This window comes from Streptomyces sp. NPDC001315 (assembly GCF_042896175.1).
Taxonomy (GTDB): domain Bacteria; phylum Actinomycetota; class Actinomycetes; order Streptomycetales; family Streptomycetaceae; genus Streptomyces.
In genome coordinates this window covers 144,460-171,203 of sequence record NZ_JBIAWZ010000013.1, presented here as the reverse complement: position 1 = coordinate 171,203, position 26,744 = coordinate 144,460, and the positions used below count along the sequence as shown (strand labels likewise).

Genomic DNA, 26,744 nt, shown 5'->3' with positions numbered 1-26,744 from the left:
CCGGGAGTCACTGAAGGGGAACTCAGCATTCCAAGGTCCTGGGCTGCCGCATGCTTCCGGCCCCGGTGGGAACCCGTCCGGTGCTGTCCGCACCGACACGTCTCTGTCCGCACCGACACGTCTGGAGAGCGCCATGAGTCTGTTGCGCCGGGTCGGCCGCCCCATGCTGGCCTCGATGTTCGTCGCCGGTGGTCTGGACTCCGTCCGGCGGCCCGAGCCGCTGGCACCGATGGCCGAGCCGATCGTCCGGCCCGTCACCGCGCATGTGGCCGCCCTGCCGGACCGCACCGAACAGGTCGTACGGCTCAACGGTGCCGTACAGGTGGCCGCGGGTCTCCTGCTGGCCACCGGCCGGGTGCCGCGGCCGGCCGCCCTGGCCATCGCGGCCACACTCGTGCCCACCACGTTGGCCGGCCACCGTTTCTGGGAGGCGGAGGACCCCGCCGAGCGTGCCCGGCAGCGCATCCACTTCCTCAAGAACCTCTCGATGCTCGGCGGGCTGCTGATCGCGGCCGACGACACCGCAGGCGCCCCCTCGCTGCTGTGGCGCGGCCGTCACGCGGCCCACGATCTGCGGCGCGAGGCGCACCTGGTGCGCGGCACGGCTCGTGCCACCGCCCGCCCGGCCGCCGCGGTGGGCGGCATGAGGGCCAAACTGCACGCCTGACGTTCTACCGGGACGTTCTACAAGGCACAGGAAGAACAGGCGACACGGGCCAGGGAGACAGGGCCAGGGAGACAGGGGCCACGGAGACAGGGAGGGGACAGAGGCGGTACGCACGAACTGCGATCATGTGCGATAACCGCTGAGTACGAGCGGGACGCAGGCCCCTAGCACCCCTTGCCCCTGGAGTTGACATGGCCCTCGACGTCGGCGCGCTCCGCGCTCGGATCCCCGCCCTGAAGTCCGGCTCCGCCCGCTTCGACGCGCCCGGCGGTACCCAGACGCCGCAGCCCGTCATCGACGCCGTCGCGGAAGCGCTGGCCGGTCCGCTGGCCAACCGGGGGCACACCACCGAGGGCGAGCGGAACGCCGAGGCCATCGTCAACGCCGGTCGCGCCGCCCTGGCCGACCTGACCGGCACCGAGCCGCGCGGCATCATCTTCGGCCGCAGCGCCACTCAGCTCACGTACGACCTGGCCCGCACCCTCGCCAAGACCTGGGCGACGGGTGATGAGGTGGTCGTCACGCGGCTCGATCACGACTCCAACATCCGTCCCTGGATACAGGCGGCGGAAGCGGTCGGTGCTCGCGTCCGGGAGGCGGACTTCGATCCCGGCACGGGCGAGCTGCGGCCCGAGCACATCCAGGCGGTGCTGTCGTCACGCACCCGGCTGGTCGCCGTCACCGCCGCGTCCAACCTCATCGGCACCCGGCCCGACCTCCTCGCCATCGCCGAGCTGGCTCACCGCAGCGGTGCGCTCCTGCACGTGGACGCGGTGCACTACGCCGCGCACGCCGCCGTCGACCTGGCCGAACTCGGTGCCGACACCTTGGTGTGCTCCCCGTACAAGTTCCTCGGCCCGCACCTGGGCGTGCTGGCGAGCCGGCCCGAGCTGCTGGAGACGCTACGGCCCGACAAGCTGCTGCCGTCCACCGATGCCGTGCCGGAACGCTTCGAACTGGGCACGCTGCCCTACGAGTTGCTCGCCGGCGCCCGCGCGGCAGTCGACTTCCTGGCCGATCTGGCGCCCGGCCCGGAAGGGACGCGCCGGGAACGCCTGCGGGCCGCCTTCGCGGCGATCGAGTTCCACGAGGACGCCCTTCGGGAGCGGATCGAGCGCGGGCTGGCGGACCTCGGCGGCATCACGGTGTACTCCCGTGCCGCGCACCGCACCCCGACCCTGCTGTTCTCCGTGGACGGCCATCGGTCGGCGGACGTGTCGCGGCATCTCGCGGACCACGGAGTCGACGCGCCGGCCGGCTCCTTCTACGCGCTGGAGGCCTCTGTCCGACTCGGGCTCGGCAGCGAGGGCGCGGTACGTGTCGGCCTGGCGCCGTACTCCAGCGACGACGACGTCGACCGACTGCTCGCGGCGCTGGCCACGCTCGGGGCGTAGCCGTGTCGCGCGTAACAGGAGTACGGGACGGGTGAGAGCTTAGGGAAAAGGCCGCCCCGAGTCATGGTCGCTGGAGGTGGATGGTGAGCGTCCCGGAACCGCCACCGACGTCGGAGTCGGTGCGACTGGGCGTGCTCCTGGCGATGGTCGGCGGCGCGCTCGACGCGTACACCTTCGTGAGCCGGGGCGGCGTCTTCGCCTGCGCGCAGACGGCGAACGTGGTCCTGCTGGGCATCGAGGCGGCGCACAGGCAGTGGTGGCAGGCGTTGCACCATGTGCCGCCGATCCTGGCCTTCGTCGCCGGGGTCCTGGCCGCGGAGACGCTCAAGCATCCCCGGGTGGCCCATGTCGTGCGCCGGCCCACCCGGGCGGCGCTGGGGCTGGAGATCGTGGTGCTGGCGGGAGTGGGGCTGGTCCCCGTCGGCGCCCCGGACATGCTGGTCACCGTGCTGATCGCGTTCACCGCGTCGGTGCAGATCACCGCGTTCCGCAAACTCGTGGACACCGCCTACAACAGCACGATGACGACGGGGAACCTCCGGACCGCGACGCAGAGTGCCTACGAGGCCTTCGTGGGCCACGACAGGGAGGCGGCACGCCGGGGCCGCCAGTTCACGGCGGTGATCGTGGCGTTCATGGCGGGTGCTCTCGGCGGTGCTGTGCTCACCACGACCGTGGGCGTGCGCGCGGTGTGGGCGGCGGCCGTACTGCTGTCCTGCGGGCTGGCGCTGTTCGTGCACGACGAGCGCATGGCTCGCAGGAAGCGCGTGGCGGCCGCCCCCACGGACGGCTCGGGATGAGACCGGGTCAGCCCTGGCGGGCCTTGAAACGCGGGTTCTTCTTGTTGACGACGAACGTCACACCCCGTCGCCGTACGACCTGCGCCCCGGGCTTGGACTTCAGCGAGCGCAGGGACTTGCGCACCTTCATGGCTGCGTTCTCCTTCGGTTCGGTCGAGGGTCGGTGGTCAGCGGCGCCCCGGAGCGGAGGCTCCGGTCATCGCTCCTCGCGGAAGGGGACGTGCGCCCCCGCCACCGGGTCGAACTTGCGCAGAACCAGCCGGTCGGGGTCGTTGCGCCGGTTCTTGCGCGTCACGTAGGTCACACCGGTCCCGGCCGTCGACTTCAGCGTCACGACGGGACGGACCTCGTTGCGGGCCATGGGGTCCTCCTCTCACCGACATCGCACCCACTGATCGGTGCATGTCAGTCACGTGCGCTACAACAGCGGGCCTCCCCGGGGCATTCCCGCCCGGGAGGGACTTCGTCATCCGCCCCCGACCCACCGAGGGTCGCCCGTATCCGCCTTCCGAGCCGAGTCGCCCCGCGGTTTCCGTGAGCCGCGCGGATGCGCGCCGGTGCTGGTGTGGCGCATTCTTTTTGTGTGCAGCCCACGCGAGCGGCGCCGGGACGAGGTAGGGCCGATGACTGGGAGCGCCGGGCACGGGACAAGGACACCCGGACGGTTGGCCGCGCTGCTGACCGAGGCCGCGACGGAGGCGATCCGCACGGTCGGCGGACGCGTCTCGGGTGTCTACCTGCGAGCCGGCACACCCGGGCTGCTGCGGCTCGCGGTGCTCGCGGGGCTGCCGGCGCCGCTGTTCCACCCGTGGTGGCGGCTGCACGCGGACCGGCCGTTCCCGGTGGCCGACGCCTACCGGCTCGGCGTCCAGGTGGCCCTGCCGAACGCCACGGAGGCGATGCGTCGCTACCCGCAGTTCGCGGCGGGTCTGCCCTTCCAGTTCGGCTCGCTCTACGTTCCCGTCGTGGGCGGGTCCACCTCGTTCGGCGTTCTGGCGATGCTGCGCACCGCCGCCGCGGACACCAGCGAGTTGCTGGCGGACCAGGACCGACTGGCGCACCTGGCCGCCGACCTGGGGGTGGCACTGCGGCGTCTGGAGGCCGACGGACCGCCCCTGACCTGGGACGACCGTCCTCTGTCCGTACGGCCGCCGACGACGCGCCCGGGCTCGGGCCGCACGGCACACTTCTCCTGGGACCCGGCGACGGACCTGGTCACCCCCGACGGCGACGTGCACGCTCTCCTGGGCCTGCCCCCGGGAGAGTTCCCCACCACCCTTCGCGACCTGGCCCGTACCCTCGCCCCCTCCGATTTCCCCCAGCTCCTGGCCCTTCTACGGGAAGCCGCCGAGGGCAGACCACCACCCCTCCCGCTGCCGGTACGCGCGGCGGACGGCGCACTACGGCTGCTGGAACTGCGACCCCCCGGGCCTGGGCGTGGTTCGGAGGCCGGTTCGGGGGTCGGTCCGGCGCCCGGTTCCGCAACCGGTCCAGCCCTCCATCCCGCCACCGATGCCGCGGCGCGTTCCCCCTCCGATGCCAGGACCGATCCCCCGTCCGCCCTCACCCCCGCCAAAGGCGTCCTGCGCGACCCGAGTGCCGACTCGCCCGCCGACGCGGCGGCCGGGCTGCTCCCGGAGGGTGTGTTCTGTCTGGACCGGCTGGGGCTGGTCATGTACGCGAATCCTCGGGCCGCGCACCTGCTCGGGAGGTCCAGGGCCCGGCTGCTCGGCCGTGCGGTGTGGGAGGGGGTCCCCTGGCTGCGTCAGCCCGCGTTCGAGGACCATCTGCGGGGAGCCCTGCTGTCGCCGGACCCGGTGCACTTCCATGTACGGCGCCCTGCCACGGACGAGGACCAGTCGTACGAGGGTGACTGGCTCGCCCTGTCCGTCTACCCCGGCCCGGACATCCTGACCTGCACCGTCGTGCCGTCGAGCCGCATGGACGACCTCGCCGACCCGCACCTGGCGGCACCGGGCGGCCCCTCGGCCGACGGCGTGCCCCGGATCGGCAGTCCCACGTCCGGCGCCCCGACGGCCCCGCAGTACCGGCCCATCGTGCTGGCGATCGCGCTGACGGAGGCGGTGACCGCCCGACAGGTGTCCGCAGTGGTGACGCAGGAACTGCTGCCCGCGTTCGGCGGCCGTCGGCTCGCCATCTACCTGTTGCAGGACCGGCACCTCTACCTGGCCTGGGAGAACGGGTTCCCCGAGGGGTTCCTCGCGCCCTTCGAGGGCGTGGGGCTCGACGCCCGGCTGCCGGGCGTCGAGACGCTCACCAGCGGCCGTCCGCTCTTCTTCGACTCGATGGAGCAGATGCAGGCCGCCTACCCCGGCATGGCGATGGACGCCACGCAGGGCGCGCGCGCCTTCCTGCCGCTGATCGCCTCCGGGCGTCCGGTCGGCTCCTGCATCCTCGGCTTCGAGCATCCCCGCAGCTTCAGCACCGAGGAGCGCACGGTGCTCACGGCCCTCGCCGGGCTGATCGCCCACGCTATGGAGAAGGCACAGCGCTACGACAGCGAGGCCGCCCTCGCCCGCGGCCTCCAGCAGGCCCTCCTCCCCCGGCGCCTGTCCTCACACCCGCAGGTGGAGACGGCCGGGCGATATCTGCCCGGCACCCAGGGAATGGACGTAGGAGGCGACTGGTACGACGTCGTCGAGGCAGGGGACGGGCTGGCCCTGGTGATCGGGGACGTGCAGGGCCATGGCGTCCAGGCGGCCGCCACCATGGGGCAGCTGCGCAGCGCCGTCCGCGCGTTCGCGCTCGGCGACCGTCCGCCCGACGAGGTCATGAGCGGTACCAACCGGCTGCTCATCGACCTCGACCCCGGCCAGTTCGCCAGCTGCTGCTACCTGCGGCTGGACCCCGCCAACGGCCGGCTCCGGGTCGCCCGGGCGGGGCACCCGCCTCCCCTGGTGCGCGGCTCCGACGGCCGTACGCACGTCATGGACATCCCCGGCGGTGTCGTCCTCGGAGTGACTCCGGACGCCCACTACCCGGTGATGGAGTTGCTGCTGGAGCCCGGCGCGATCCTGGCCCTCTACACGGACGGGCTGGTCGAGCGGCCCGGCTTCGACATCGACGACGGCATCGGTGCGCTGCGCGTGGCCCTGGAAAGGGCCGGTCCCTCCGTCACCGGCCAGGGAGAGCCCTCGCTGGCGGGTCTCGCCGACCGGCTCACCGCGACAGCCCGGCACGCCGCCGACCGGCCCGACGACATCGCGCTCCTGCTGGCCACCCGCCATGCCATGCCCCGGCCGCCCGACTGACGCCACGACCGACCGGGCCGCGTCAAGAAAAGGGGGCGTCCCCTGCCGACGCCACGGTCCGGCCACGCCCGACGCGCGGACAGCGGCCTCCGCAACGCACCGCCGACCCACCGCACAAGCAGCAACTCCCACAGCTCACCCCACCGATCAGCCGGCCCGCCGTACGGACGCGGCGGCTTCCACAGCGGTCCCACGGACGGCCCGTAGGCCCTTCGCCCGGCGAGGATGCGGTCTGTAACAAGGGGTGACGCCCCTCGCCACCCGGCGTCCGGCAGTGTAGACATGGCACATGGTTCGACTCCCGGGTCGAGCGGAGCCTCGGTCAACCCGTCCCGGCGGTCAGCGCACCCAGCGCGCTCCAGACCGCTACCGACGCACGCGCGAGCGCCAGCGGCAGACGCGGTCGGGCTCGGTGGACCGTACGTCGGCCGGGCACCGGGACGGCGGGAGCCGACCGCGGTGGGGAAAAGTCGCGGGACTGCGGTCCGCCCTGGGCGGACGCAGCCTCGCCGCGCAGGTGTTCGTACTGAACGTGGTCATCGTGCTGCTGCTGGTCGTGGCCGCGGTGGTGGCGCTGGTGCTCCAGGTGCGGCACGACAGTACGACGGACGCGCGCAACCGTTCGCTCGCCGTCGCCGAGACCTTCGCCAACTCCCCCGGGATCCGCGAGGCGCTGCGCAGCCCCCACCCCACGGCCGTACTCCAGCCACGCGCCGAGGCGGCCCGCCAGGCGGCGAAGGTCGACTTCATCGTCGTGATGAACACCGACGGGGTCCGCTACACCCACCCCAACCCGGACCGCATAGGCAAGAAGTTCGTCGGGACGCTCCAGCCCGCGCTGGCCGGCGGCACCGTGGTCGAGGAGATCAACGGAACCATCGGCCGGCTGGTGCAGGCCGTGGTGCCGGTCAAGGCGCCCGACGGCTCGGTCGAGGGTCTGGTGTCGGCCGGCATCACCACGGCGCACGTCGGCGGTGCCGCGGAGCGGCAGCTGCCGATCCTGCTGGGCGCCGCGGGCGTGGGCCTCGCCCTGGCCACGGCGGGCACGGCGCTGGCGAGCCGACGGCTGCTGCGGCAGACCCACGGCCTGGGGCCACGCGAGATGACCCGGATGTACGAGCACCACGACGCGGTCCTGCACGCCGTACGGGAAGGGGTGATCATCGTCAGCGGCGAGGGCGATCTGCTGCTCGTCAATGACGAGGCACGTCGGCTGCTGGACCTGCCCGACGACGCCGAGGGGCGCCATGCACTCGACCTCGGCCTCGATCCCGACACCGCCGGCCTGCTCTCCTCCGGCCGGGTCGCGACGGACGAGGTGCATCTGGTCGGCGACCGGCTGCTGGCGATCAACCAGCGGCCCACGGACCTCGAGGGCGGCCCGCCCGGCAGCGTGGCCACGCTGCGCGACTCCACCGAACTGCGTGCCCTGTCCGGCCGGGCGGAGGCGGCGCGTGAGCGCCTCGACCTGCTCTACGCCGCCGGGGTGGGCATCGGCACGAGCCTGGACGTGACCCGGACCGCGGAGGAGCTGACCGAACTGGCCGTCCCCCGGTTCGCGGACTTCGCCACCGTGGACCTCTTCGACGCCGTCCTGGGCGGCGAGGAGCCGGAGGCGAGCGACGTGGTGCGCCGTACGGCGTCGAGCGGCATCCGCAAGGACGCCCCTCTCTACGCGGTCGGCGAGCAGATCCGGTTCGTCGCGTCCTCGCCGCAGGCGCGCAGCGTCACCACCGGCCGGGCCGTCAGCGAACCCCGGCTCGACCAGGCGCCGGGCTGGCGCGCCCAGGATCTCGAACGCACCGAACAGGTCGTGAGGTACGGCATCCACTCACTGATCACCGTGCCCGTGCGGGCGGGAGCCCTGGTGCTGGGCGTGGTCAGCTTCTGGCGCTCGGAGCAGCCGGAACCGTTCAACGAGGACGAGGTGGCCCTCGCGGAGGAGCTGGTCGCCCGCGCCGCGGTCTCCATCGACAACGCCCGCCGCTACACGCGCGAGCACAGCATGGCCGAAACGTTGCAGCGCAGCCTGCTGCCCCGCAATCTGCCCGACCAGGGCGCCCTGGACATCGCCTACCGCTATCTGCCCGCGCAGGCGGGGGTCGGCGGCGACTGGTTCGACGTACTGCCGCTGTCCGGCGCCCGGGTGGCGCTCGTCGTGGGCGACGTGGTGGGCCACGGTCTGCACGCGGCGGCCACGATGGGCCGGCTGCGTACGGCGGTGCACAACTTCTCCGCCCTCGACCTGTCGCCCGACGAACTCCTCGCCCTGCTCGACGAACTCGTCGGCCGTATCGACCAGGACGAGGCGGCGGAGGGGGCCGGCGCGCCCGTCACGGGTGCGACCTGCCTGTACGCCGTCTACGACCCCGTCTCCCGGCGCTGCGCCCTCGCCCGCGCCGGCCATCCGCCGCCGGCCGTGGTCCGGCCCGACGGCGGGGTCGACTTCCTGGACGTCCCGGCCGGACCGCCACTGGGTGTCGGTGGCATGCCGTTCGAGACGGCGGAGGTGGAGCTGGCGGAGGGAAGCCGGCTCGTGCTGTACACGGACGGACTGGTCGAGGACCGCGAGCGGGACATCGACACCGGCCTGGAGATGCTGCGTACCGCCCTGACACGCGCCGAGGCGTCACCCGAGGACACCTGCCAGGTGGTGCTCGACGACCTGCTTCCGGCCCGGCCGAGCGACGACATCGCCCTGATCGTGGCCCGCACCAGGGCGCTCGGCGCCGACCGCGTCGCCGAGTGGGAGGTGCCGATGGATCCGGCCGCGGTGAAGGACGTACGGGCCCGGGTCACGCGCCGGCTGGCGGAATGGGACCTGGACGAGCTGACCTTCACCACGGAACTGATCCTCAGCGAGCTGGTCACCAACGCGATCCGCTACGGCGGCGCCCCCGTCCGCGTCCGCCTGTTGCGCGACCGCAGTCTGATCTGCGAGGTCTTCGACAGCAGCAGCACCTCGCCCCATATGCGCCACGCGGCCATGACCGACGAGGGCGGCCGCGGCCTGTTCCTCGTCGCACAGCTGGCCGACCGCTGGGGCACCCGGTACACGCCCAACGGCAAGGTCATCTGGGCGGAGCAGCAGCTGCCCTGACACCCACCGCCGACCCATAAATGACGCTTATGAGCTCATAGACCGGACCCGCGTACCTACTAAGGTTTGCCTTAGTTTAGGCTTCCCGTCGAGTAGCTTGTCACCGCTCGAAGGGAACCTGATCATGCCCCGCCCCCTGCGGGTAGCCATCGTCGGAGCCGGCCCCGCCGGGATCTACGCCGCCGACGCGCTGCTGAAGTCCGAAGTGGCCGCCGACCCCGGTGTCTCGATCGACCTCTTCGAGCGCATGCCGGCCCCGTTCGGCCTGATCCGCTACGGCGTCGCCCCTGACCACCCCCGCATCAAGGGCATCATCACGGCCCTGCACCAGGTGCTCGACAAGCCCCAGATCCGCCTCTTCGGCAACGTCGACTACCCGACCGACATCAGCCTGGACGACCTGCGCGCCTTCTACGACGCCGTGATCTTCTCCACCGGCGCCACCGCCGACCGGGAGCTGCGCATACCCGGCATCGACCTCGAGGGCTCCTACGGCGCCGCCGACTTCGTGTCCTGGTACGACGGCCACCCCGACGTGCCGCGCACCTGGCCGCTGGAGGCCGAGAAGGTCGCCGTCCTCGGCGTCGGCAACGTCGCGCTCGACGTGGCCCGCATCCTGGCCAAGACGGCCGACGAGCTGCTGCCGACGGAGATCCCGCCGAACGTCTACGACGGACTCAAGGCCAACAAGGCGCTGGAGATCCACGTCTTCGGCCGCCGCGGACCGGCGCAGGCGAAGTTCAGCCCGATGGAGCTGCGGGAGCTGGACCACTCCCCCAACATCGAGGTCATCGTCGACCCCGAGGACATCGACTACGACGAGGGCTCCATCGCCACCCGGCGCGGCAACAAGCAGGCCGACATGGTCGCCAAGACCCTGGAGAACTGGGCGATCCGCGACGTCGGCGACCGGCCGCACAAGCTGTTCCTGCACTTCTTCGAGTCGCCGGCGGAGGTCCTCGGCGAGGACGGCAAGGTCGTCGGCCTGCGCACCGAGCGCACCGCCCTCGACGGCACGGGCAACGTCAAGGGCACCGGCGAGTTCAAGGACTGGGACGTCACCGCGATCTATCGCGCCGTCGGCTATCTGTCCGACAAGCTGCCCAAGCTGCCCTGGGACATCGACTCCGGCACGGTCCCGGACGAGGGCGGCCGGGTCATCGAGGAGAGCGGCGCGCACCTGCAGTCCGTCTACGTCACCGGCTGGATCCGGCGCGGTCCCGTGGGCCTGATCGGCCACACCAAGGGCGACGCCAACGAGACGGTGTCCAACCTTCTGGACGACCACGCGAACGGCCGCCTCCACGCGCCGGCCTCGCCCGAGCCCGAGGCCGTGGACGCGTTCCTCGCCGAGCGCAGCGTCCGCTTCACCACCTGGGACGGCTGGTACAAGCTGGACGCCGCCGAGAAGGCGCTGGGCGAGCCCCAGGGCCGGGAACGCGTGAAGCTCGTCGAGCGTGAGGACATGCTCAGGGAGAGCGGCGCGTGAATCGCTGCACGCCGGCCGGCCGCGGGTGACCGCAGCCGGCCGACACCGACGGGTCCGGAGGCAGTTCTGCCGCCGGGCCCGTCGTTTTTGCCGCCCGCACACCGAACGGCTGTCGCTGCCCGCCCGTCAGACGGAGTCCAGCGCGGGGGCGAGGACGGCGAAGGCCCGGTCGGTCAGGTCGGCCGGGTCCTCGGCGCCGTCGCTTCCGCTCCAGCGTTCGAGCACCGCGTCGAAGGCGGTGAGCGCCATTCCGGCGGCGAGCCGCGGGTACAGATCGCCGGCGGGGTCGCGGTCCAGACGGTGCGCCAGCTCCGCCGCCAGGTCGTCACGCCACTGCGCCTGGCGCTCCAGGAAGCGCGCGTACAGGGCGGGGGTGCGCAGGATCAACCGCACCACGCGCAGGGCCCGTTGGGCGTGGTCGGGATGGTCGGCGCAGGCCTCGACGGGGGCCAGGACAGCATGCCGGAGCGCCACGGAGGGCCGCTCGTCGCGCGGGCGGGCACAGAACTCGGCGTGAATGTCGGCGCCCATGCCGGCCAGGAACTGGACGACCACATCCTCCTTGGACGCGAAGTAGCGGAAGAACGTCCGCTTGGACACGCCCGCGGCGGCCACGATCTCGTCGACAGTGACCGCGTCGAACCCCTTCAACGCCAGCAACTGCAAGGCCGATTCGGTGAGTTCGTTCGCAACGAGCTGCCGCTTGCGCTCGGCCAGGCTGATGTCGGGACGGGAGGTCACCGGACCACAATACCTGGATGCCACACATGGCGTCGAGTGCCATCTTGACACCTAGTGCCATGCGCGGCAGCGTATGCCGCATGCCGAAGCAGCAGCGCTGGACCGCCGACCAGATTCCGGACCAGACCGGGCGGGTGTCCGTCATCACCGGGGCCAACAGCGGCCTCGGTCTGGCCACCGCCCGGGCGCTCGCCCGCAAGGGCGGGCGGGTGATCCTCGCGGTACGCGACGAGGACAAGGGCCGTCGAGCGGTCGCGCAGATCACCGCCGAACAACCGCACGCGCATCTCGAGACACGCCACCTCGACCTCGCCGACCTCGACTCGGTGCACGCCTTCGCCGACCGGGTGCGCTCCGATCACCGGCGTCTGGACGTCCTCGTCAACAACGCGGGGGTGATGGCACCGCCACGCACGCTCAGCGCACAGGGCCACGAACTGCAGTTCGCCTGCAACCACCTGGGCCATTTCGCGCTCACCGGCCTGCTGCTCGACCTGCTGGGCGCGGGGCGCGAGCCTCGTGTGGTCACCGTGAGTTCGCTCAACCACCGGCAGGGACGCCTGCGTTTCGACGACCTCACCGGCGAACGCGGCTACTCTCCCATGGCCTTCTACAACCAGTCGAAGTTCGCCAACGCCGTCTTCGGCCGGGAACTCCACCGCCGCCTGGCCGAGGCAGGCAGCCCGGTGCGCAGCGTGCTCGCGCACCCCGGATACACCTCGACGAACCTCCAGACGAGCGCACCGGTCGGCCTCGTGCGCGTGCTGTACGGCCGCGTCCTCGCCCCGCTCGCGCAGTCCCCGGACCGGGGCGCGCTGCCCCAGCTGTACGCGGCGACCGCCACGGACGTCGAGAGCGGCGAGTTCATCGGGCCGGACGGCAGAGGCGAGCTGCGCGGCGCACCGAAGCGGGTACGGCTGTCCGACGCCGCGGCCGACGCCGGGACGGGGCGCCGCCTGTGGGAGGTGTCGGAGCGGCTGACCGACGTCCGGTTCGCGTTCTCGGCACCGGTCTGAGCGCCGGCCCGCCGAACTCGAACAGCCATCCGCGAAAACCGGTGGGTCCCGTACCGCAGCCCTGTTAACTTCCCCCGGTGTTCACCCTCCAAGAGCCTCCCCTCTTCACCCGTCTGCGTGACGCACGGCGGATCCTCGTCGCCGGTGCGGGCGGCGGTTTCGACGTCTACGCCGGGCTTCCGCTGGCCCTCGCCCTGCGGTCGGCCGGCAAGGAGGTCCACCTGGCCAACCTGTCCTTCGCCGACCTGTACGGCCTGGATCTGGACGTGTGGCTGGAGCAGGACGTCGCCGCCGTCCGCCCGGACACGTCGGCGCGTGGCGACTACTTCCCCGAGCGCACCCTCGCGCGGTGGCTGGAGCAGCAGGGCCTGCCGGCCACGGTGTACGCCTTCTCCCGTACCGGCGTGACTCCGTTGCGAGCCGCGTACCGCGCACTGTTGCAGCACCTGGGCGGAGTCGACGCGATCGTGTTGGTGGACGGCGGCACCGACATACTGATGCGCGGGGACGAGCACGGACTGGGCACGCCCGAGGAGGACATGGCCAGCCTGGGCGCGGTCGCCGGACTCAGCGAGGTCGAGCACCGGCTGGTCGCGTGCCTCGGCTTCGGGGTGGACGCGTACCACGGGGTCAACCACTCCCTGGTGCTGGAGAACCTGGCCGCTCTCCAACGCGAGGGCGCCTATCTGGGGGCGTTCTCCCTGCCGTACGACAGCCGCGAGGGCGCCCTCTACGTCGACGCGGTGGCCCACGCCCAGCAGTGCACGCCGGACCACCCCAGCATCGTCAACGGGTCCGTCGCCGCCGCCGTACGAGGCGAGTTCGGCGACGTCCGCTTCACCGAGCGGACCAGGAACAGCGAACTGTTCGTCAACCCGCTCATGGCCCTGTACTTCTGCGTCGACGCCCTCGGCCTGGCCCGCCGCAACCTCTACCTGGACCGGCTCGAGAACACCGCCCTCACCCGACAGATCAGCTCGGTCATCGAGGAGTTCCGCGACGAGGTGCCGAGGCAACGCCCGCCACGCGCCTTCCCTCACTGAACGGGACCGCCGCCCGGGCCAGGCCCGGAAGATGCCGGGCACGAGGAAGGAGGAGAAGGAGGAGGTGGTCAATCGGGCGTCAGACATGGGGCGACCGAATCGCCCCGGAACTCGGTCGCGGACGGCGGTGCGACGAGTTCAGGCAGCCGTCGACGAGCCGTCTGCCGGTATGCGCCGGCGTGGGAAAATCCGACGTCTCGCGCATGCTGTGAGTGACGTGAGTCCGGGTAGATCTCCTTCAGCGGCTCTTCCGCCCGACACCTCCCGACCTCCCGCGAAGGACATGTGGTCTTGGCTCTCACGTACCCTGACGCGCCCTCGGCTCGTCGCCCCGGTCGGTCCTGGACGATCCGGGTGACGGGTCATCGCGACCGCACCGCCTCTGTCAGCTGCTCCTCGCCCTGCAGCATGCCTCCTCGTTCCCGCGACGTCGCCGCCCTGCGCCGGTTCGCCGAAGCCCATGCCGCCGCCCATGCCAGGGCGGCGGCGGTACGTCCCGACGCCGCCTGCTCGTGCCGCCAGCACAGGTGCGTGCTGCACGAGGGCACCCGGGTCTCCTGCGGGGGTGTGGTCGTCCTCGTCCTGCGCCACGATCCGTCGGTGGGCCAGGTGTGGACGCTCAGCGAGGTCTGCTCCGTGTGTGCCCCGCTGATGCCCCACACCCGGGTGCTGGGCCGGGCGGCACCGCTCGGGCAGCCGCCCGAGCAGCGCTCCGCGCCCACGACGTCGGCGCCTCGGGTGGGGCCGCCGCGCCTCGTCCCCGGCGGATTCAGCGGGCCGCCGGTCGGCGACGCCGCCGACCGGGAGATGCCCGGCCGGCGCGGCCGGCGCTGACCTGGAGCGGCACGCTCAGAGTTCCAGGTCGCTCTCGATCTTGCGCAGTTGGTGCCGGGCCATCGCCAGGTTGGCGCGTCCGGAGTCCAGCACGAGGTAGAGGAACAGCCCTGTGCCGTCGCGGCCCTTGAGCAGGCGGATCAGGTGGTACTGGGTGCTGAGGGTGATCAGGATGTCTTCGATCTCGCCCTGGAGACCGAGGTGTTCCATGGTGCGCAGCTTGGCCCGGACGACGTCGGTGTTGCCCGCTGCGGCGACCTCCAGGTCGAAGTCCTTGCCGCCGCCGATCGTGCCCAGCGCCATGCCGCTCGTGTGGTCGACGAGGGCTGCCGCGGTCGCGCCGTCGATGGAGCTCAGGCATTCCTTGAGCGAGGTCTCCAAGTTGGCCATGCGTCAGGTCCTTCCGGATCAGTCAGTGGTGAAGGGGGTGAAGAGTGGGATCGGGCGTGCGGTGCGCTCAGCCGCCGGTGTCCGGCCGGAGCCGGTGCCGGGACTGCTGCGGTATGCGCAGCGGCAGTGTGCCGAGGGTGCGGCCCTGATCGGCGGGTGCCGTCGTGTCGCTCGCGGCGATCGTCCGCCCGGGGGCGTGCGCGACCGGGTCGGCATCGGCCTGGGCCGCGACGAGTTCCGCGATGCGCGCACCGCTGCGCCGGCCCTCCAGATGGAGCCGGCCGACGTTGGCGCGGCCGTCGGCGAGCAGGGTGAGCACGGCGGACGGACCCGCCGCGTATGTCGCGACGTAGCCGTCGGCGCCGCGCACCAGCAGCTCGCAGAACTCGCCGCGCCTGGCGGTGTCCACCATGCGGTGGGCGACGCCGAGGGCTGCCGCGGTGAGGGCCGCCAGTCCTTCCGATTCGGCGTCCGGCAGGTCCTGGGCGAGGACGAGACCGTCGGCGCTGGCCGCCAGGGACCCCGTCAGCTGGGGTATGCGGGTGCGCAGTCGGCGCAGTTCGCTCAGGACGTCGGCCTCGACGGCCATGAACAGTCTCCTTTCGGCACGCTGTCGGCGCGCGCGGATCACAGTGCCTCCAAGGCGTCTCGGAGCCGGCGCAGCAGGGCTGTGTCGACCTCGTCCTGGGTCGCCGTGTGCCAGGGAAGGCTCGGGTCGGGTGGCACGGGCTGGGCGGATACGGCGGTGACGAGTCCGTCGGCGGCGAGGCGGCGCAGTTCGACGAGGGTGGGGAACGTCCGCCAGGCCAGCGCCGACGCGATCTCGGCCGCCGTACGCGCTCCGTCCACCTGTGCCAGCGTGCGGTCGCGCCGGGTGGGCAGCGCTTCCGCGTGGGCGCCGGGGACCCGCACGAGGGGGGAGCTGTCGATGTCGGGCTCGGGCCAGATGCGCTGGAGTTGCTCACGCCGCCGCTGCGATTCGCGTACGACGGTGTCCACCGGTACGGGACGCACCGCACCGAGCCAGTGCGCGATGCCGGGCCGGAAGCGCGGGGCGCGGCCGGTGTGGCCGAGGGCGAAGTAAGCGGCGTCGAACAGCACGCCGAGGTGACACAGCTCCAGTGCCCCGGCGGCGAGCCGTCCGCTGTCGACGAGTTGACGGCCGACGCGCCGGCGCGTGCCGCCCTGGTCGAGTGCCTCCCGCCAGCCGTCGCGGTCGACGGCGCCGCTGCCGGTGAGCAGCACGCCCAGGTCGGGGGCGAAGGGGGAGTCGACGTGCGCGACGTCTCCGGCCAGGAGGTAGAAGGTGCCACGCTCGCTGGTGAGGGCGCCGGTCGCGCGGTCGGCGGCGAGGGTTTCGAGGGAGTTCAGGACTGTGGCGTCCGTCAGCGGTGACAGGCTCATCCGAGCACCAGTCGGTCCGCCGTCTCGGCCAGCCGAATGCGGGCCAGGGCCAGGTTTCCGGCGGTGCGGTCCAGCCACAGGTGCAGGAAGACGCTGCTGTCGAAGGGTGTGACGACGAACCGGAGCACGTGGTAGGAGTCGGCGGTCGTGACGATCAGGTCCTCAACGGGCGGTGCCACGCCCGGATCCGGCTCCGGACGGTCATCGTCGCCCGCCGGGGCGAAGGCGCGGCTTTCGAGGGCCGCGCGGGCGAATTCCGCCGTCTCCACGGCCGTCGCCTCGTGGTCTCCGCCCGATGCCTCGCCGACCACGCCCAGGGCGAGCCCACTGATCCAGTCGACCACCGACGCTCCTCGGGCGCCCGGCACACGCATGGCGTCCAGCAGACTCTCGTCGATTCCGGGCATGCAGGAACCCCCTCCCCGCACGGATGTACCGCGAACGTGACGCCGAGACTACGGAATGTGTCGGCTTCAGGTGAGGGCTTTGGCAATTTCCAGTGGAACATGCGGCACAACCCGGGGGTGCTGCGGGTCGCAACCGCCCTACCTGCTTTTCCACAGGTCAAGGGATACCCGGATGTGGACGCGTCGCCGCGCGACGTGCGGCGGCAGGCTCTGGGAGGGCTGTGTGACCGCTTCGTCGCCCGCCACCGATGCACCGGCGGCCCGGACAACTTCTTCACCGACCGCAGCACCACCTTCATGGCCTGGAACCTGCTGCACCTGGCCCGAGTGCTGAAGGATCTCGCCGGCGTCCCCGCCCACGGCAACGTGCCCGGCGTGGCGCTGTGGCAGCCGAGGGCCGGGGCCTAGCGTGCGGATATGCGTGTACTGGTCACCGGCGGTGCCGGGTTCATCGGGTCCCATGTCGTCGAGGCGCTGGCGGAGCACGGGCACGAGGCCGTCGTGTTCGACGTGCGCGAGGACCCGGGCGCCGACGTCCGCGACGGGGCGGCGGTCTCCCGTGCCCTGTCCGGGGTGGACGCCGTCTGCCATCAGGCGGCCATGGTCGGGCTGGCCAGCGGCTTCGCCGACGCGGCTGAGTACGTCTCCCACAACGACCTCGGCACCGCCGTACTGCTCACCGCCATGGCCGAGGCTGGCGTACGACGGCTCGTGCTGGCCGGGTCGATGGTGGTGTACGGGGAGGGGCGCTACGTGTGTGGGCGCCACGGGGTGGTGCGGCCGGGGCCGCGGCCCGTCGCCGACCTGGCGGCCGGGCGCTTCGAGCCCGCCTGCCCCGTGTGCGGCGAGGATCTGTCGCCCGGCCTGGTCGGGGAGGACGCCCCGGTGGACCCGCGGAACGTGTACGCGACGACCAAGCTGGCCCAGGAGCATCTGGCGGCCGCGTGGGCCCGGTCGACAGGCGGTTCGGCGGTGTCGCTGCGCTACCACAACGTGTACGGCCCCCGGATGCCCCGCGACACCCCGTACGCCGGCGTCGCCTCCTTCTTCCGCTCCGCGCTCGCCCGGGGCGAGGCGCCGCGCGTCTTCGAGGACGGGCGGCAACGGCGGGACTTCGTGCACGTACGGGATGTGGCCGCGGCCAATGTGACCGCCCTGGAGGGGAGTTCGCCCGGCGGAGCGCTCACCGCGTACAACACCGGTAGCGGCGAGCCGCACACCGTCGGCGAAATGGCGCGGGCGCTGGCCGCCGCGTACGGCGGGCCGGAGCCCGTCGTCACCGGGGAGTACCGGCTCGGCGATGTCCGCCACATCACGGCGGACTCCTCCCGGCTGCGCTCCGACCTCGGCTGGAAGGCGGGGATCGGGTTCGCGGAGGGGATGCGGGAGTTCGCGCGGGCCCGGTTGCGCGGGGACGCCCGGTAACCAGGCGCCGGTCCGCCGGCGGCCCGGTCCACCGGGTGGCCGGCGCGGTCGAGGTATCCGGGACGACCTCGGAGACCGTGGGGTCGTCGACGACGAGGACCCGGGCGGTTCCGGCCGGCCCACGCCCGGCAGCGACGGCCCGGGCGGCCGTCGGCTCGTACGGTTGCTGCTCCATACGGCCGGCGTCGCAGCAGGCCCCCGCCCGGGCCGCCCACCACCTCCGACGTCCGCGTACCGTAAGGAACAGACGCCCGATATGCGGCTTTCGCGTCCGTGGAGTGAAGACCGTGACGACCTCTACCGCACCACCCGACGTCGATGTGATCCTCCCGTGCCTGAACGAGGCCGAGGCCCTGCCCTGGGTGCTGGAACGCATCCCTCCCGGCTGGCGCGCCCTCGTCGTGGACAACGGCTCCACGGACGGCTCGGCGGAGCTGGCCCGCGCGCTCGGCGCGACCGTCGTCCGCGAGCAGCGCCGCGGGTTCGGCGCCGCCTGCCACGCGGGGCTGACCGCGGCCACCGCCGGCACGGTGTGCTTCTGCGACTGCGACGCCTCCCTCGACCCGGCGCTGCTCGTCCCCTTCGTCCACGAGGTGCGCGACGGCGACGCCGACCTGGTGCTCGGGCGACGCCGCCCGCAGGGTCGGGGCAGCTGGCCCGCGCACGCCCGGGTCGGCAACCTCGCGCTCGCCCGGATGCTGCGCCGACGTACCGGACTGCGCCTGCACGACCTCGGGCCGCTGCGCGCCGCCCGCCGCTCGGCGCTGCTCGGCCTCGACCTCACCGACCGGCGCAGCGGCTACCCCCTCCAGATGGTGGTCCGCGCCGCCGACGCCGGCTGGCGCATCACGGAACACGACGTGCCGTACCTGCCGCGCGCCGGCGCCTCGAAGGTGACCGGCACCTGGCGCGGCACCTGGCAGGCGGTACGGGACATGAGACGCGTCCTGGCCGAAGCACCGCGAGCGTCCGCGGCACCGCGAGGACCACTACGAGGAGGAACCGTCCGATGACCACCCTGCTCGTCATCGCCAAGGAGCCGCTGCCGGGACACGTCAAGACCCGGCTCACGCCGCCGTTCACCCCGCGGGAAGCGGCGCTCCTCGCGGAAGCCGCGCTGGCCGACACCTTGCGCACGGTGCTGAGAACCCCCGTCGAGCGACGCCTCCTGGTCCTCGCCGGAAGGCCGGGGCCCTGGCTGCCGCCCGGCTTCGACGTCGTACCGCAGTGTCCGGGCGGCCTCGACGAGCGCCTCGCCGCCGCCTTCGGCGGATGCGACGGCCCGGCCCTGCTGATCGGCATGGACACCCCCCAGGTGACACCCGAGCTGCTCACCGTGGACTTCGCCGACCACGACGCGTACTTCGGACCGGCCGAGGACGGCGGATTCTGGTCCCTCGGCCTCGCCTCCCCCGACCCGGCCCTGCTGCGCGGCGTCCCCATGTCGACGCCCACCACCGGCACCGTCCAGCGGCAACGACTCGTCGCCGCCGGTCTGCGCGTCCGCGATCTGCCTCTCCTTCGGGACGTCGACACCGCTGCCGACGCGGAGGCGGTCGCAGCGTCCGCACCCGGCACCCGCTTCGCCGCCGAACTGGGCCGGCTGCGGGCGGTCACCGGCCGATGAGCGCCGCGAACAGCACGCACGACACGGCGGCCACGGCGGCGGTGGCCGGATCAGGCCGTCACCACGCGCCCCGCTCCCACCCTCCGCTCCCTCCTGGTGCGCCGATCACTACTCCGACGCCCTGCACACCGGCCGCGATCACCGAGCCGTGGCCCGTTCCGGTGATCAGCCGTCGGCGGTACGCAGGACATTGGTGTTCATGTCCGTGCCTTCCCTCCTTCTTCCACACCGGCGGCACGACCGGGGCGCTCCGGGGACGCAGCCCAGATTTTCCGGTGGCGCATGCGCGGATGTGGTCGGGGGCGAACGGAACCCGCCCCGACGCGGATGGTGGGCGGGTCCCCTTCGCCAGACGATTGTCGGGGCCGGAGCGTGCCGCGAACACGGGTGAACGCCGGTGGGGTGGAGTGAACACCGCGCACCCGGTGTGCGGCACGCGCCGGGCGGCACCGGGTCGGCCGACCGGGGGATGCGCTACGGAAGGATCGAGTCGACGTATCCCCCGTCGACGCGGACGGCACCGCCCGTGGTGGCGGACGCGAGGGGCGAGCTCAGGTACACGACGAGGTTCGCGATCTCCTCGGGCTCGATGAGCCGCTGGAGCAGCGACTGCGGGCGGTGGTCGCGCATGAAGACGCGCTGCGCCTCGTCCCAGGGCAGGTCGCGGTCCACCAGCTGGTATACAAAGTCCTCGACGCCCTCGGTGTGCGTCGGCCCGGCGATGACGGAGTTCACCGTGACGCCGGTACCGGCCGCCTCCTTGGCGAAACCGCGGCCCACCGCGAGCAGGGCGGTCTTCGACACACCGTAGTGGATCATCTCGGCGGGGATGACGACGGCCGAGTCGCTCGCGATGTACAGGACGCGCCCCCAGCCGCGCTCCGTCATCCGGGGGAGGTAGGCGCGCGTCAGCCGGACGCCCGCCAGGACGTTGATCTCGAAGTAGCGGCGCCACTCGTCGTCGCTGATCTCCAGCGCGGGGCGGGCGCCGAAGATGCCGAGGTTGTTCACGAGGATGTCGGCGTCGGGCAACGCGTCGACCGCGCGGGCGGCGCCCTCTTCCATGCCGAGGTCCGCCGCGACGGGCACGAACACCCCGTCCGGCACCTCGGCCCGGAGGTCCTCGACGCTGTTCGCGAGCCGGTCGGGGTCGCGGCCGTTGACGCCGACCCGGGCTCCGGCGCGGGCCAGGCCCGCCGCGATCGCCGCTCCGATGCCCTGGGAGGAGCCCGTCACCAGCGCGGTCCGTCCCTCTAGGTCCAGCTTCATGGATCACTCCTTCGGATGTGCGGTCGGCCGGTGTGCTCCTGCCCACCTTCTCCGACGATTCACGTCCCCGCAGGGCGACCCCCGCCTGATCGTGCGCGACGCGCGGCGACATACTGGCAGTCGCACGTCGCCCCCGCCCCAAAATGGACTTATGCCGACCACTCCCACCACGCACCCCACCACTCCCCCCACGGTCTGGCTCGTCCGCGGCCGCCATCTCGGACCGGCCGCGGCCGATGTCCTGCGCAAGAACCTCCAGTTGCTCAAGGACGCCGAGGCGATCCGGGACTTCCTGGAGGTGCCGGAGTCCGAGAGTGCCACGGACGAACGGATCTTCGAGGCCCGCTGGCTGGTCGCGCCGGACGTGACCGTACGGGCCCGGCTGACGCTCACGGAGGACTCGGCCTTCGGGCAGGACTGGGCGCTGGTCGCGGAGGCCGAGCAGCCGTGGGACCAGCGCTGGCCCTCCCCCGCCACCATGTTCTGGCCCCAGGAGCGCGACACCGCCTGGGACCACGAGGCGGCCACGCGCCTGAGGTTCCTCGACACCAACCCGCTCCCCGAGGACGACAAGGAGCTACGGCGCCTGCTGCGCACCGCGGTGCGCGGCAGCTGGGCCGTCCACGTCGTCGTCCACGAGGCCATGACCCCCGACCAGCGCGGCCGCCGCCCGTTGACCCCGCTGCTCGGACCCGGCCTGCACCACCGTGTCGTGGAGCACCGCGCCGCGCCGCACCAACTGCGCGCCGTGAACTGGGCCCTGCGCGATTTCGGTGTGGAGCTGCCGCGCGGCGGCGCCGTGGTACTGCCCGGAAGCCCGGCCGCGCCCGAGTACGACGGCGCCGACTTCGCCGTACGCAGTGTCTTTTTGGACGGCTCGGAGCCGACCGACCTCCTAGACGCGGTGACACGTTTCGCCGCGTTGCCGAGGCCGCTGCCGACCGGTGCCGAGGCTGCCCTCACCGCGCTGCGGGAGGACTGGCGGCTGCTGACGCTGGAGGAGGAGCTCGACCGCGAGCGCAAGCTCGTGGCGATGTACGCCGAGGCGCTCGATGCCATGACGAAGTCCCGCGACCTGTACCGGGAGGCCGCCGAGCGGGCCAACGAGGCCCTGGCCGCCTACCGCGAGTCCGCCGGCGCTGCACGGCCCGTGCCGGGCAGGCAGGGCGGTTTCCCGTTCCAGCAGCTGACCCGCACCCTGGACCGCTTCAAGAGCGGCCCGAAGGGCCTGCGCCCGGCGGGGACTGCCGACGCCACCGACCGGGGAGCCGGGGCGGAGCCCCCGGCCGACGGCTGGGGCGGGTCGTCGGCAGGGCACTGACCGAGGACAGCACGAGCGATCCCCCTTCGGTCGGAGTCCGACCTGGGGTGCTACCGCGTGCCCGCGCACGCCGACGTCCCCGACATCGAGGCGCACTGGATCGACGAGGCCGATCCCACCTCGGCCTGACGGGCTGAAGGACCTCACCGGCGCCCCCTGAGCGCGCAGCGGACAAGTCCCTTGCCCCCTGCCCCTTCCTGGGCACCCGTCGCCCATCTCGCCACGTGGGTGAAGCAGCCTGGTGAAGCCCCTGCCGGAAACGGGCGTTCCTCCAACAAAAACGGGCATTCGACTAACAAAAGCGGGGGAAAGAAACGGGGAAGACCAGACGCGGCGCGGTATACCGCGCGAGGGAGGGTCCGTGGATTCGACCACCACGTTCGTCGCCGTCGCCGTGGTAGCGGCGGTGGCCCTGTTCGCCGTGGCCGTCGGCGTGCTGGTGCGGCTGGTCCGTGCCCGACGGGGCCTGCGGCGCGCGGGACTTCCGACCGGACCGCGCTGGGTCTTCTGGGGCGCGGTCCTGTATTTCGTACTGCCGACCGACGTGCTGCCCGATCCTGTCTATCTCGACGACATCGGCGTGCTCCTGCTCGCCCTCCGCACCCTGCACCGCTCTCCCGACCGTACCGGTGCCGAGGGCTGACGCACCGGCGCCCCAAGCGCCGATCGTCACGCAGAGTAAGGAAACCAATCACTCGTTCGATTCGTATAAGTACCTGGGGGGTCGCTGCAAGACAGCGGGCCGAGTGTGGTGGCCGGGCGACACCGCTTGATCGAGGCAGTACCGAAGAGGGAGAGACCATGCAACCGTTCGCGCTCAACTACGCACGCCCGGCGGCGGAGTTGGAGTTCGCAACTCCGTATGCCTACGACTCCGGACTGCAGTTGAACGTACTCTTCGACGGCCGGATAGCCGCCCGCGACCACGCCCTGCTGAGAGAACTGGGGACCACCACCTCGACGGCGGGCTCCAAGACCCACTTCGACGACTGAACACGAGCCGCCGACAATGACCGTACTGATCCTGACCTGTGAAGAGGACGTCACGGCGGACATGGTGGTCGTCCACCTGAACGCGACCGGCGTCCCCGTGGTCCGGCTCGATCCGGCCGACCTCACCAACGGCGTCGCGCTCTCCGGTGAGTATGTCCACGGCACCTTTCGCGGCCATCTGTCCTCCGCGGGCCGCCTGGTGAGCATCGACGGTCTGCGCTCGGTCTGGGTGCGCAGGCCCGGCGCCCCGGCCGCACGCGCCGCCGGGTCCTCCGCCTGGCTGACCGAGGAGTCCTCACAGGCGCTCTACGGCATGCTCCGCGACAGCGGAGCACGCTGGATGAACCATCCCGACGCGGCCTTCCGTGCCCGGCACAAGCCCTGGCAGTTGCGGCTCGCCCAGCGCACCGGACTGCCTGTCCCGGCCACCCTGATCACGACCTTCCCGCAGGCCGCCCGCGAATTCGCGGAACGCTATCCGGACCTGGTGGTCAAACCCGTCTCGGGCGCGCACCCACAGGATCCGCCCAGGGCGGTGCCGACCAGCCGGGTGGCCCCGGACGCCGACTTCACCGCCGTCGCCTACGGCCCTACGCTGCTGCAGCGCCGGGTCACCAAACGTGCCGACATCCGGCTCACCGTCGCGGGCGACCGGATGCTGGCCGCCCGCAAGGCCACCGACCCGAACGCCGACCCCGACCAGGTGGACGTCCGCTACGCCTCGTCCGCCGTGCCGTGGCACCCCGTCGAGGTGCCGCCGCGCATCGCCACCGGCGTGCACGCCTACCTCCGCGAGGCGGAACTGGCCTACGGCGCTTTCGATTTCGCCGAGGACGCCGACGGGACCTGGTGGTTCCTGGAGTGCAACCAGTCGGGCCAGTTCGGCTTCGTCGAGGTGGACACGGGCCAGCCCATCGCCCGCGGCATCGCGGAATGGCTGGCCCAGTCGGTGCCGGAGCAGCGGCCGGAGCATGTCAACTGCTCGGGTATGGCGAACGGCTGAATCGTTCGACGATTGATCAGTGCGGCAGCTGGCCGGGCAGCAGGGCCGTCCGCTGCCATCCGGCACCGGGCGAGGACGGGCGCGGTGAGGGGTCGGGGTAACCGAGCGCATGCGTGGGTCGCAGCACGAGTTCCAGTTCCCTGCTGACGCGTTCGGCCTCCCGGCGCACCTGGGTGGGCACATCGCCGCGTTCCGCGATGAGTCGGTCGTAGATGGGGGAATCGTGGAACACCCGGCAACGCGCCTTTCGTCTGGTACGCCTCGAGCGCTGCTGCGCCTCGGCACGGCTGCCGAGTCTAGGCGCCCTCGCCCACCTGGGTGTTAATTCCGGGAGAGAAGTGGACAGTCGCCGACAGACCGGGCTTCCGGCCGGGTCAGCAGCGCGCCCTGACCGGCACCGGGCATGCATGACGCCCGAAACCGACCGCTTCCAAATGCCCAGAAAGCAGTTGAACAAGGGCACGCCCCTCTGAACGAACGGTGTACGTCATGCCCCGCTCCAGCCGCTTCCTCTGCGCCCTCTACCTCGCCACCAGCGCCGGGCTGGCCTGGGCCGCCGCCCTCGAGTTCCGGTACGGGTCCGCGTGGGCCGGGTGCCTGTTCGCGGCCGCGAGTCTCGTGCCGGTCATCGCCGTGCTGCGCGAGAGCGTCCTGTGCGACCACCGCAGGGCCGTGGCCCGGCTGCGCCGGCTGAACGCCGCGCCGCCCGCGCACGTCGGCACGGCCCTCGACGTCGCGGTCCGGACGCAGTTGGACGCCGCGTGCTGCGAGCGCTGGTGGACCAGCCTGGGCACCGACCACGACTCGGCATGCCGGGACCGGACCCGCAGGAGCAGCGCGGCGTGACAGGCGTTCGACCGTGCCGTCAGGCAGCGGGTGTCTCACTCCCCCAGCGTGCGGGCGAGCTCCGTCGTGGCGCGGGCGACCTCGGCGTCGTCCTCGGCCATCAGGCGGCGCAGCTCACCGCGGCGGGCGCGGACGGCCTGCCGTGCCTTGCGCTCCCACACGACGTGGTTCTCACGGTGGTTGAGCAGTTTGGGGTAGACGGCGGCCGTGCTCTCCCACTGCCGGGCATCGGCGATGCTCTTCAGCAACTGGATGATCTGGGCCCGGCAGGTGACGTGCGGCAGCTGGGCGAGTTCCCACAGGAAGGGGACCGTGGCGGCGGTGGCCTGCTCGACGACGAAGCCGTACTGGCAGATGCGTTTCCGCAAGTCGTCGAGCGCGCTCCGGGCGGTGTCGGCGTCGCCCCAGGCGACGCTGTTGAGGAGCAGCGGGATCGCGGCGGCGGAGCCGGAGGAGTCCTTGATCTCGTGCCAGGGCACCTGTCCCAGCGCCATCAGGGGCGCGGCCCTGGCCACTCCCTGTGCGGGCGTGTCGCGATCTGCGCGCTTCGTACTCGGCTGTCCGATCGGAGCGGGGCGCATGGCAGGGGCCTTTCCACGGCAGTCGTGTCAGGTGAGGAGACGGGTCGACAACTTGGCCCAGACGGTCTTGCCCGCGGGGGGTCTGGCGGTCCAGCCCCAATCCTCGGACAAGGCCTCGACGATGCTCAGGCCGCGCCCGCTCTCCGCGAGAGCGACGTCATCGTCGGGCTGGTGCACGGGCGGGTTGTCGGCATGGTCGGAGACGGTCAGCAACAGGTGCGCGGGCGCGAGGTCCAGCCCGAGCCGGACGTCCGGGTCGCCGTCCACCGCCTGGGGCACCGCGTGTTCGGCGGCGTTGCTGGCGAGTTCGCTCATCACCAGCAGCACCTCGTCGGCGCAGTGGTCGAGTGACCAGTCGTGCAGCGTGCCCCGGGTGAAGGCACGGGCGAGGGCGAACCCCTCGGTGTCGCACGTGATGTGCAGTGCGGCCGAGACACGGGAGCCGCTCGGCGCCCCGGCTTCCGGAAGCGGCCGCTCCCCGGGGTGCGCGCAGTGGACCGTTCGCGCCGGCGCCTCGGTGGTGCCGGTGCCACCTGACCGTATGGCGCCCTCGCTCAGCGACCGGACCGCTCTGGACGCAGGTGACGACACGACATCTCCCTGAGGTGAGGGCAGGTTCCCGGCGTCCACACGGGGGTTGACGCCGCGGCTATTATCCACGCTGACGGCGCCCGCGTGCAATTGCATGAGAAATTGCGCGAAAATCAGCCGGGCGTGCGCGAAGCACCTCGAAGAACGTGAACAGCAAGGAGACTTCGGTGCCAGGAGTGCGGAACGGGGTGCGCGCCAGCTCGCTGGGCGCCTACTGGATCAAGAGTCGGCACAGCAACGCCGAGGGCAACTGTGTCGAAGTCGCCGCGCTGACCGACGGAGACATCGCGGTGCGCAACTCCCGTGATCCCGATGGGCCCGCGCTCGTCTACACGCCGTCCGAGCTGGCCGCGTTCCTGGCGGGGGCGAAGGAGGGGGAGTTCGACCATCTGCTGTGAACCGCGCTGCCTGAGCGCCGACGACTGCCGGGCGCGCACCGGGGCGGAACCCGACTCCCTGACTTTCGCGTTCCATACGAAAGGGACCGAAGGATTGCGGTAGGGTAATTGCCACTTCTGCCGGTCCACTGGG

General features: G+C 72.1%; 30 protein-coding genes. 19 read left to right on the top strand and 11 right to left on the bottom strand.

Going from position 1 to position 26,744, the window contains the following annotated elements; genetic code table 11:
- Nucleotides 1–133 precede the first annotated feature (133 nt).
- From ACFY16_RS29760 to ACFY16_RS29750, 3 genes are all read left to right on the top strand, one after another.
- Entirely contained in the window at nucleotides 134–667 is a 534-nt protein-coding gene (locus ACFY16_RS29760) for a DoxX family protein (protein WP_390650268.1), read from the top strand.
- Between the two features lie 191 nt (nucleotides 668–858).
- The gene (locus ACFY16_RS29755) at nucleotides 859–2,061 is read left to right on the top strand and encodes a cysteine desulfurase-like protein (protein WP_390650267.1); all 1,203 of its coding nucleotides are present in this window, start codon (nucleotides 859–861) and stop codon (nucleotides 2,059–2,061) included.
- Nucleotides 2,062–2,141: 80 nt separating this feature from the next.
- A complete protein-coding gene (locus ACFY16_RS29750; protein WP_390650266.1) occupies nucleotides 2,142–2,861 on the top strand; it encodes a YoaK family protein in 720 nt (239 codons plus the stop codon).
- Nucleotides 2,862–2,868: 7 nt separating this feature from the next.
- Here ACFY16_RS29750 and ykgO read toward each other — a convergent pair whose 3' ends face one another.
- Together ykgO and rpmG are read right to left on the bottom strand one after the other, a co-directional pair.
- Nucleotides 2,869–2,991 (bottom strand): type B 50S ribosomal protein L36, encoded by a 123-nt coding sequence (gene ykgO, locus ACFY16_RS29745; protein WP_046586208.1) that lies wholly within the window; start codon nucleotides 2,989–2,991, stop codon nucleotides 2,869–2,871.
- Nucleotides 2,992–3,057: 66 nt separating this feature from the next.
- A complete protein-coding gene (gene rpmG / locus ACFY16_RS29740) occupies nucleotides 3,058–3,222 on the bottom strand; it encodes a 50S ribosomal protein L33 (protein ID WP_390650265.1) in 165 nt (54 codons plus the stop codon).
- A gap of 262 nt (nucleotides 3,223–3,484) precedes the next feature.
- On the opposite strand from rpmG, the gene ACFY16_RS29735 reads away from it, so the two are divergent.
- From ACFY16_RS29735 to ACFY16_RS29725, 3 genes are all read left to right on the top strand, one after another.
- On the top strand, nucleotides 3,485–6,133 hold the full coding sequence (locus ACFY16_RS29735; protein ID WP_390650264.1) for a SpoIIE family protein phosphatase: 2,649 nt from the start codon (nucleotides 3,485–3,487) through the stop codon (nucleotides 6,131–6,133).
- 289 nt (nucleotides 6,134–6,422) lie between these two features.
- Nucleotides 6,423–9,233, top strand: coding sequence for a SpoIIE family protein phosphatase (locus tag ACFY16_RS29730; protein WP_390650263.1), 2,811 nt, complete (start codon nucleotides 6,423–6,425; stop codon nucleotides 9,231–9,233).
- Between the two features lie 124 nt (nucleotides 9,234–9,357).
- Complete coding sequence (locus ACFY16_RS29725) at nucleotides 9,358–10,722, top strand: FAD-dependent oxidoreductase (RefSeq protein WP_390650262.1); 1,365 nt, start codon at nucleotides 9,358–9,360, stop codon at nucleotides 10,720–10,722.
- Between the two features lie 126 nt (nucleotides 10,723–10,848).
- Here the strand turns inward: ACFY16_RS29725 and ACFY16_RS29720 are convergent, their stop codons facing one another.
- Nucleotides 10,849–11,463, bottom strand: coding sequence for a TetR family transcriptional regulator (locus ACFY16_RS29720; RefSeq protein ID WP_390650261.1), 615 nt, complete (start codon nucleotides 11,461–11,463; stop codon nucleotides 10,849–10,851).
- A gap of 80 nt (nucleotides 11,464–11,543) precedes the next feature.
- On the opposite strand from ACFY16_RS29720, the gene ACFY16_RS29715 reads away from it, so the two are divergent.
- From ACFY16_RS29715 to ACFY16_RS29705, 3 genes are all read left to right on the top strand, one after another.
- Nucleotides 11,544–12,479: an oxidoreductase gene (locus ACFY16_RS29715; protein WP_390650260.1), complete on the top strand. Its 936-nt coding sequence runs from the start codon at nucleotides 11,544–11,546 to the stop codon at nucleotides 12,477–12,479.
- Between the two features lie 77 nt (nucleotides 12,480–12,556).
- Nucleotides 12,557–13,522, top strand: a complete 966-nt coding sequence (locus ACFY16_RS29710; protein ID WP_390650259.1) for a DUF1152 domain-containing protein — start codon at nucleotides 12,557–12,559, stop codon at nucleotides 13,520–13,522.
- Between the two features lie 408 nt (nucleotides 13,523–13,930).
- The gene (locus ACFY16_RS29705) at nucleotides 13,931–14,356 is read left to right on the top strand and encodes a hypothetical protein (protein ID WP_390650258.1); all 426 of its coding nucleotides are present in this window, start codon (nucleotides 13,931–13,933) and stop codon (nucleotides 14,354–14,356) included.
- A 15-nt stretch (nucleotides 14,357–14,371) separates the two neighbouring features.
- Here ACFY16_RS29705 and ACFY16_RS29700 read toward each other — a convergent pair whose 3' ends face one another.
- From ACFY16_RS29700 to ACFY16_RS29685, 4 genes are all read right to left on the bottom strand, one after another.
- Nucleotides 14,372–14,746 carry a hypothetical protein gene (locus ACFY16_RS29700; protein ID WP_390650257.1) on the bottom strand — a complete coding sequence of 125 codons (375 nt, stop codon included), beginning with the start codon at nucleotides 14,744–14,746 and terminating at the stop codon, nucleotides 14,372–14,374.
- Nucleotides 14,747–14,813: 67 nt separating this feature from the next.
- Nucleotides 14,814–15,335 (bottom strand): roadblock/LC7 domain-containing protein, encoded by a 522-nt coding sequence (locus ACFY16_RS29695; RefSeq protein WP_390650256.1) that lies wholly within the window; start codon nucleotides 15,333–15,335, stop codon nucleotides 14,814–14,816.
- Nucleotides 15,336–15,373: 38 nt separating this feature from the next.
- Complete coding sequence (locus ACFY16_RS29690) at nucleotides 15,374–16,150, bottom strand: hypothetical protein (RefSeq protein ID WP_390650255.1); 777 nt, start codon at nucleotides 16,148–16,150, stop codon at nucleotides 15,374–15,376.
- Entirely contained in the window at nucleotides 16,147–16,557 is a 411-nt protein-coding gene (locus ACFY16_RS29685) for a hypothetical protein (protein WP_390650254.1), read from the bottom strand. Before ACFY16_RS29685 ends, ACFY16_RS29690 begins: the two co-directional genes overlap by 4 nt.
- 174 nt (nucleotides 16,558–16,731) lie before the next feature.
- Between ACFY16_RS29685 and ACFY16_RS29680 the strand changes: the two genes are divergently transcribed.
- The 4 genes from ACFY16_RS29680 (at nucleotide 16,732) to ACFY16_RS29665 (ending at nucleotide 19,609) form a co-directional block, all read left to right on the top strand.
- The gene (locus tag ACFY16_RS29680) at nucleotides 16,732–16,965 is read left to right on the top strand and encodes a hypothetical protein (RefSeq protein ID WP_390650253.1); all 234 of its coding nucleotides are present in this window, start codon (nucleotides 16,732–16,734) and stop codon (nucleotides 16,963–16,965) included.
- Between the two features lie 9 nt (nucleotides 16,966–16,974).
- Nucleotides 16,975–17,982, top strand: a complete 1,008-nt coding sequence (locus ACFY16_RS29675; protein ID WP_390650252.1) for an NAD-dependent epimerase/dehydratase family protein — start codon at nucleotides 16,975–16,977, stop codon at nucleotides 17,980–17,982.
- Between the two features lie 278 nt (nucleotides 17,983–18,260).
- Nucleotides 18,261–18,995 (top strand): glycosyltransferase family 2 protein, encoded by a 735-nt coding sequence (locus tag ACFY16_RS29670; RefSeq protein WP_390650251.1) that lies wholly within the window; start codon nucleotides 18,261–18,263, stop codon nucleotides 18,993–18,995.
- Nucleotides 18,992–19,609, top strand: a complete 618-nt coding sequence (locus tag ACFY16_RS29665; protein ID WP_390650250.1) for a DUF2064 domain-containing protein — start codon at nucleotides 18,992–18,994, stop codon at nucleotides 19,607–19,609. The genes ACFY16_RS29670 and ACFY16_RS29665 overlap by 4 nt, the downstream gene beginning before the upstream one ends.
- A 474-nt stretch (nucleotides 19,610–20,083) precedes the next feature.
- On the opposite strand, the gene ACFY16_RS29660 is transcribed toward ACFY16_RS29665, so the two are convergent.
- The gene (locus ACFY16_RS29660; RefSeq protein WP_390650249.1) at nucleotides 20,084–20,878 is read right to left on the bottom strand and encodes an SDR family NAD(P)-dependent oxidoreductase; all 795 of its coding nucleotides are present in this window, start codon (nucleotides 20,876–20,878) and stop codon (nucleotides 20,084–20,086) included.
- A 151-nt stretch (nucleotides 20,879–21,029) separates the two neighbouring features.
- Between ACFY16_RS29660 and ACFY16_RS29655 the strand changes: the two genes are divergently transcribed.
- From ACFY16_RS29655 to tgmB, 4 genes are all read left to right on the top strand, one after another.
- Nucleotides 21,030–22,199: a hypothetical protein gene (locus ACFY16_RS29655; RefSeq protein ID WP_390650248.1), complete on the top strand. Its 1,170-nt coding sequence runs from the start codon at nucleotides 21,030–21,032 to the stop codon at nucleotides 22,197–22,199.
- Between the two features lie 361 nt (nucleotides 22,200–22,560).
- Nucleotides 22,561–22,842 carry a YkvA family protein gene (locus tag ACFY16_RS29650; RefSeq protein WP_390650247.1) on the top strand — a complete coding sequence of 94 codons (282 nt, stop codon included), beginning with the start codon at nucleotides 22,561–22,563 and terminating at the stop codon, nucleotides 22,840–22,842.
- A 158-nt stretch (nucleotides 22,843–23,000) separates the two neighbouring features.
- Entirely contained in the window at nucleotides 23,001–23,192 is a 192-nt protein-coding gene (gene tgmA / locus ACFY16_RS29645) for a putative ATP-grasp-modified RiPP (protein WP_385781546.1), read from the top strand.
- 16 nt (nucleotides 23,193–23,208) lie between these two features.
- On the top strand, nucleotides 23,209–24,195 hold the full coding sequence (gene tgmB, locus ACFY16_RS29640; RefSeq protein ID WP_390650246.1) for an ATP-grasp ribosomal peptide maturase: 987 nt from the start codon (nucleotides 23,209–23,211) through the stop codon (nucleotides 24,193–24,195).
- 16 nt (nucleotides 24,196–24,211) lie between these two features.
- Here the strand turns inward: tgmB and ACFY16_RS29635 are convergent, their stop codons facing one another.
- Entirely contained in the window at nucleotides 24,212–24,427 is a 216-nt protein-coding gene (locus ACFY16_RS29635; RefSeq protein ID WP_390650245.1) for a hypothetical protein, read from the bottom strand.
- Nucleotides 24,428–24,684: 257 nt separating this feature from the next.
- Between ACFY16_RS29635 and ACFY16_RS29630 the strand changes: the two genes are divergently transcribed.
- Nucleotides 24,685–25,041 (top strand): hypothetical protein, encoded by a 357-nt coding sequence (locus ACFY16_RS29630; RefSeq protein ID WP_390650244.1) that lies wholly within the window; start codon nucleotides 24,685–24,687, stop codon nucleotides 25,039–25,041.
- Nucleotides 25,042–25,076: 35 nt separating this feature from the next.
- On the opposite strand, the gene ACFY16_RS29625 is transcribed toward ACFY16_RS29630, so the two are convergent.
- Nucleotides 25,077–25,622 carry a hypothetical protein gene (locus ACFY16_RS29625; protein ID WP_390650243.1) on the bottom strand — a complete coding sequence of 182 codons (546 nt, stop codon included), beginning with the start codon at nucleotides 25,620–25,622 and terminating at the stop codon, nucleotides 25,077–25,079.
- Nucleotides 25,623–25,649: 27 nt separating this feature from the next.
- On the bottom strand, nucleotides 25,650–26,213 hold the full coding sequence (locus tag ACFY16_RS29620; protein WP_390650242.1) for an ATP-binding protein: 564 nt from the start codon (nucleotides 26,211–26,213) through the stop codon (nucleotides 25,650–25,652).
- 167 nt (nucleotides 26,214–26,380) lie between these two features.
- Between ACFY16_RS29620 and ACFY16_RS29615 the strand changes: the two genes are divergently transcribed.
- The gene (locus tag ACFY16_RS29615; RefSeq protein WP_390650241.1) at nucleotides 26,381–26,611 is read left to right on the top strand and encodes a DUF397 domain-containing protein; all 231 of its coding nucleotides are present in this window, start codon (nucleotides 26,381–26,383) and stop codon (nucleotides 26,609–26,611) included.
- Nucleotides 26,612–26,744 lie beyond the last annotated feature (133 nt).